The sequence below is a fragment of the Hanstruepera ponticola genome (assembly GCF_002940745.1).
In the GTDB taxonomy this organism is placed as follows: domain Bacteria; phylum Bacteroidota; class Bacteroidia; order Flavobacteriales; family Flavobacteriaceae; genus Hanstruepera; species Hanstruepera ponticola.
The window spans coordinates 73671-79769 of record NZ_POTB01000004.1; the positions used below are offsets into that span (position 1 = coordinate 73671).

Consider the following 6099-nt stretch of genomic DNA (forward strand, 5'->3'; position numbering starts at 1 on the left):
GTTTATGCAGATGTTTTAGGTTTGTAAACAAACATAAAGTATAAACCAATAAGTATAAATGGAATGCTCAACATTTGTCCTGTATTTAATCCAAGCATTGTAATATATTCTTCACCTTGAGGCTCTTTAACAAACTCAACAAAGAAGCGAATAGTCCATAGTAGTAATAGGAATAACCCAAATAAGAAACCAGCTTGATCAGACTTTTTAGTTTTATTGTACACGTACCATAAGATTAAAAACACAAAAATATAACAAAAGGATTCATACAATTGTGCTGGGTGTCTGTAAGGCACTGCTTCTAGTAAATGCTGAAATTGCGGATTGTCAGTCACAGCTGCATAGGCTTCCTTGTAGTCAGCGATACCAGTTTCAGCTACTATTTGACGTTTGCTATAATAATCTTGTATAAATCGAACACCTAAAGACGAATCTGTAATTTTTCCAATAATTTCTGAATTGATGAAATTACCTATTCTAATAAAAATGGCACCAGACGCTACTGAAATAACAACACGATCTAAAATCCACATCAAAGATTTGTATTTGTACTTTCTTCTGTACAGGTACATGCCAATAATTATACCTATTGCGGCGCCATGACTTGCCAAACCTTGAAAACCAGTAAATTCAAATCCATTCTTAAAGCTGAAAGGCAGAAAAATACTAAAAAAATCTTCTGATATTAATTCAGACTGATAAAAAAGCACATGACCTAAACGTGCACCCAGCATAGTGGCTAAAACCGTATAAATAAAAAGTGGATCAAGATATTCTAAGCTTACTTTTTCTTTAGTGAATATGCGTTTCATGATATGCCACCCAATGAGGAAGGCCACTATCCACATCATACTATAAAAATGTAGTTTGAAATTACCAGCAATATCAAATCCTGTTATAGGGTTCCAGTCAAATTTTAGTGAATGCATAGGTTCTTAATTAAAGTAGTAAATATATACAATTGAAAATGGATATAAAAGGAACAAAATATAATGAAAGGTTAATTTTTGTCGAGCTTATCAGGCACCGGATCATATCCCGAACCACCCCAGGGATGACAACTAAATATCCTTCTTAAGGCCAGTTTGCCACCATGCCAAAACCCATGTTTTTCTAATGCCTCTTTAGCATAATGTGAACAAGTTGGTTGAAACCTACATGTAGCGGGTGTTAATGGCGATACCAAAACTTGATATAGTTTTATTAAAAGCAAAAAAGGTGCGATTAGAATTTTTTTCATAATCAATTAAAACTTTCATTAAGAAAGAATGTAGTTCAGTCTTAATTAGTCGAAAAAGTAGTGCCTTCTCTGCTATCATTTAGTTGAATGCCAGCTTCAGCCAATTCATCTCTAATTTTATCTGAAAGAGCAAAATCTTTATTGGCGCGGGCTTCTTGTCTTAATTGAATTAAAATTTCAACAGCCCCAGAGAGTTTTTCTGAACTTGTTTCGGATTTTGACACATTTTCAAGGCCCAAAATATCAAAAACAAAACTAGTCATGGTTTTCTTTAAGACAATTAAATCATCTTTTGTAATTGTAGCCGAGCCATCCTTTATTTGGTTGATATATTTAACGCCTTCAAATAAATTAGCAATTACTATTGGTGTATTGAAGTCATCATTCATGGCATCATAACATTTTTGTTGCCACGCGTTGATATCAAAACTAGAGTCATTACCAGCTTTAAGTGAATCTAGTAAATTAATAGCGTCCATCAATCTGAAAAAACCTTTTTCACTGGCAAGCAAGCCGTCATTTGTAAAATCCAAAATACTTCTGTAATGTGCCTGAAGCATAAAAAAACGAGCCACACTCGGTGAATATGCTTTGGTGATATGTGGATTATCTCCAGAAAATATTTCATTTGGCAATATGAAATTCCCTGTAGATTTAGCCATTTTTTTACCATTCATTATCAGCATATTGGCATGCATCCAATAATTAACAGGTGCATGATTATTGGTTGCTTCAGCTTGCGCAATTTCACATTCGTGATGAGGAAATTTTAAATCCATACCACCACCGTGAATGTCAAATTGTTCTCCAAGATATTTGGTGCTCATAGCTGTACATTCTAAATGCCATCCTGGAAAACCATCGCTCCATGGCGACGGCCACCTCATAATGTGTTGAGGTTCGGCTTTTTTCCATAATGCAAAATCTTGAGGATTCTTTTTATCACTCTGACCATCTAAAGCACGCGTATTATGAATAAGGTCTTCTACCTTACGTTTGCTTAAAATTCCGTAAGGTTTTGATTCGTTATATTTTAAAACATCAAAATAAACTGATCCGTTTACTTGGTAGGCAAAACCATTGTTTATGATTTCTTTGATAATTTCAATTTGCTCAATGATATGACCAGTTGCTGTTGGTTCAATACTAGGAGGCAAGAAATTGAATTTGTTCAGTATATTATGAAAATCTACTGTGTAACGTTGCACAACTTCCATTGGTTCAATTTCCTCTAATCGTGCTTTTTTTGCTATACGATCTTCGCCTACGTCAGCATCATTTTCAAGATGACCAGCGTCGGTAATATTTCTTACATAACGTACTTTGTAACCCAAATGCTTTAAATATCTGAAGATCATATCAAAAGACATAAAGGTTCTAACATTTCCCAAATGAACATTGCTATATACGGTTGGTCCACAAACATACATACCTACATAGCCCTTATTTAAGGGTTTAAATAGTTCTTTTTCACCACTTAATGTATTGTAAATTTTTATTTGCTGCTGGTCAAATAATTTCATCGGGATTATTTAAAGTTTAATTAAAATGAAGTGTCAAGCTTTATGTAGTCAAGGAATTCTCGGCGAATGGCCTTTTTCTTAAATTTCCCTCCAAATTCTGAAGTTACAGTACTACTTTCAGTATCTCTAATACCTCGTGAATTAACGCACAAATGTTTGGCGTCAATAACACATGCCACATCTTCAGTGTTTAGAACTTCTTGGAGTTCTTTCACTATTTGAATGGTGAGTCTTTCTTGAACTTGAGGGCGTTTAGCGTAATAATCCACAATACGGTTCATTTTAGATAGACCTACAACGGTGCCATTGGAAATATAAGCTACATGGGCTTTCCCGACAATAGGTAAAAGATGATGCTCGCAAGTGGAGTAAACAGTAATGTTTTTTTCAACCAGCATTTCACCATATTTATATTTATTTTCAAAGGTTGATGCACTTGGTTTTTTTGCAGGATCCAACCCACCAAAAAGTTCCTTAACAAACATTTTTGCAACTCTATTTGGGGTGCCTTTTAAACTGTCATCAGTCAGGTCTAGACCCAAAGTTTCCATAATATGCCTGACATCATCTTTGATGATATCAATCTTTTCATCCTGATTTAATTCAAAGGCATCTTTGCGCATGGGCGTGTTAGAAGAAGTGCCAATGTGGTCATTCCCCAAAGCATCAAAATCTTCTATATCGTTATTAAATTTCATGTAATAGAAATAAATAGGTTTTAATCTGCAAAGATAAGCAATTCCATTTTTTTCAAATACCTTATTAACAAACAATTAATTTCAACGATTAATTATGGGTTTTTTTCTGTTTTTTTCTTATTTTTCGTCGCTTATAGTTATATTGCTTAAATTATAGTTTTTGCAACCCAATCTATCTTTTTAAAAATTATTAACACGCCGTTTTTATGAAAAAGTTAATTACGCTATTTTGTATTATTATTTCCCATGCTATTTATGCCCAAGGACCAGGTTGCCCAAATGTTCAAGCAGGTGCTAATCAGGTCATAGATTGCGGTGATGCTGCCTGTGTAAATTTGACAGCAACCTATTTGGAAACTGGAGATACAAATAGTTATGCCGTTTCAAGCATACCATTTAACCCACCTTCAAATTTTAATGGATTGGCCAATCAATTATTTGTTAATAGTGATGATATCTGGAGTGGTATTGTTAATTTGCCATTCGATTTTTGTTTTTTTGGTAACGATTATAATCAGTTAATTGTTGGTGCAAATGGCGGTATAAGTTTTGATGTCAGTAATGCCAATGGTTTCAATGGTTGGGCCTTTAGTCAATCATTGCCAAATAATACCAATGCAACATTGGCTGACGTTAATATTTTTGGAGCTGTACATGACATAGATCCGGCAGCAAGTAATGGAACCCATGATATTGCTTGGGAGGTTAAAGGCTCGGCGCCATGTAGGACTTTTGTAATAAGCTATTTTAACGTTGCTCACTTTTCATGTAATGCTCTCAAAACATCCCAAATGATAGTTTTGTATGAAGGGACCAACACGATTGAAGTATATATTTTAGATAAACCAACCTGTACAACTTGGAATGGTGGAAATGCCGTGATAGGTATACAAAATCCAGCTGGAACTATTGCTTACACACCTCCAGGAAGAAACACAGGAAATTGGTCTGCTGGTTTTACTAGTACAGGTGTAGAAGCATGGCGATTTACGCCTAATGGTACACCAAATTATGTTTTAACTTGGTATGATGGAAGTGGAATGGATATAGGGAATTCTGATACCGTCAACGTATGTCCAACGGCTGATGAAACGTTTACAGTTGAGGTTGAATATACCAACTGTAATGGAGATGTATTTACAGATTCAGATACTGTAACTGTAACGGTTAATTCTACCGGAGGCGATGCAAGTTTTACGATGACTCCTACCTGTGATGGTGGAACAGCAACCATAACAGGTGATGCAGGTGGTACATTTGCCTTTAATCCTGCTCCAGGAGATGGAGCTTCGATAGATCCAACGTCAGGAACAGTAACAGGCGGAACTCCAGGAACAACTTATACGGTTGAATATTCTATAGGTGGAGCATGCCCAGCAAGTGAAACACAACCAGTTACAGTACTGACAGCAGCCGATGCGAGTTTTACGATGACAGCGACTTGTGATGGAGGCACAGCAACCATAACAGGTGATGCAGGTGGAACATTTACTTTTAATCCCGTTCCAGGAGATGGAGCTTCCATAGATCCAACATCTGGAACAGTAACAGGCGGAACTCCAGGAACAACTTATACAATTCAGTATGAAATAAGCGGTACCTGTGGTGATTTAACTACACAACCAGTAACAGTATTACCAGAGGATGATGCGAGTTTTACGATGACAGCGACTTGTGATGGCGGTACAGCAACCATAACAGGTGATGCAGGCGGAACATTTACTTTTAACCCAGTTCCAGGAGATGGAGCTTCCATAGATCCAACGACTGGAACTATAACAGGTGGAACATCAGGAACAACTTATACGGTACAATATGATACAGCAGGCACATGTCCAGATTCAAGTACACAACCAGTAACGGTATTACCAGAAGACGATGCGAGTTTTACGATGACAGCGACTTGTGATGGAGGCACAGCAACCATAACAGGTGATGCAGGTGGAACATTTACTTTTAACCCAGTTCCAACAGATGGTGCTTCGATAGATCCAACGACTGGAACTATAACAGGTGGAACATCAGGAACAACTTATACGGTACAATATGATACAGCAGGCACATGTCCAGATTCAAGTACACAACCAGTAACGGTATTACCAGAAGACGATGCGAGTTTTACGATGACAGCGACTTGTGATGGAGGTACTGCGACTATAACAGGTGATGCAGGCGGAACATTTACTTTTAACCCAGTTCCAACAGATGGTGCTTCCATAGATCCAACATCAGGAACTATAACAGGTGGAACAGCAGGAGCAACCTATACGGTACAATATGATACAGCAGGCACATGTCCAGATTCAAGTACACAACCAGTAACGGTATTACCAGAAGACGATGCGAGTTTTACGATGACAGCGACTTGTGATGGAGGTACTGCGACTATAACAGGTGATGCAGGTGGAACATTTACTTTTAACCCAGTTCCAACAGATGGAGCCTCGATAGATCCAACAACTGGAACTATAACAGGTGGAACAGCAGGAGCAACTTATACGGTACAATATGATACAGCAGGCACATGTCCAGATTCAAGCACGCAACCAGTAACGGTATTACCAGAGGATGATGCGAGTTTTACGATGACAGCGACTTGTGATGGAGGTACTGCGACTATAACAGGTGATGCAGGTGG

Annotated in this window: 4 protein-coding genes and 1 pseudogene; 1 reads left to right on the top strand and 4 read right to left on the bottom strand. The window is 37.3% G+C overall.

Translation table 11 applies throughout. The annotated features are described in order from the left end of the window. Window positions 1–2: 2 nt before the first annotated feature. The 4 genes from lgt to folE all read right to left on the bottom strand — a co-directional run bounded on the left by lgt (window position 3) and on the right by folE (window position 3461). Window positions 3–929: a prolipoprotein diacylglyceryl transferase gene (lgt, locus tag C1S72_RS14310; protein WP_104736426.1), complete on the bottom strand. Its 927-nt coding sequence runs from the start codon at window positions 927–929 to the stop codon at window positions 3–5. A gap of 71 nt (window positions 930–1000) precedes the next feature. Next, entirely contained in the window at window positions 1001–1240 is a 240-nt protein-coding gene (gene yidD, locus C1S72_RS14315; protein WP_104736427.1) for a membrane protein insertion efficiency factor YidD, read from the bottom strand. 41 nt (window positions 1241–1281) lie between these two features. Continuing rightward, window positions 1282–2763 (bottom strand): cysteine--tRNA ligase, encoded by a 1482-nt coding sequence (gene cysS / locus C1S72_RS14320; protein ID WP_104736428.1) that lies wholly within the window; start codon window positions 2761–2763, stop codon window positions 1282–1284. A gap of 20 nt (window positions 2764–2783) precedes the next feature. Then, entirely contained in the window at window positions 2784–3461 is a 678-nt protein-coding gene (gene folE, locus C1S72_RS14325; protein ID WP_104736429.1) for a GTP cyclohydrolase I FolE, read from the bottom strand. 206 nt (window positions 3462–3667) lie between these two features. Between folE and C1S72_RS14330 the strand changes: the two are divergent. Then, window positions 3668–6099, top strand: a pseudogene (locus C1S72_RS14330) (hypothetical protein); the annotation flags it as partial.

What these genes read in the sequence shown, in the direction of transcription:
- lgt (WP_104736426.1), bottom strand. Translation starts at nt 929, where the DNA reads ATGCATTCACTAAAATTTGACTGGAACCCTATAACAGGATTTGATATT.
- yidD (WP_104736427.1), bottom strand. Translation starts at nt 1,240, where the DNA reads ATGAAAAAAATTCTAATCGCACCTTTTTTGCTTTTAATAAAACTATAT.
- cysS (WP_104736428.1), bottom strand. Translation starts at nt 2,763, where the DNA reads ATGAAATTATTTGACCAGCAGCAAATAAAAATTTACAATACATTAAGT.
- folE (WP_104736429.1), bottom strand. Translation starts at nt 3,461, where the DNA reads ATGAAATTTAATAACGATATAGAAGATTTTGATGCTTTGGGGAATGAC.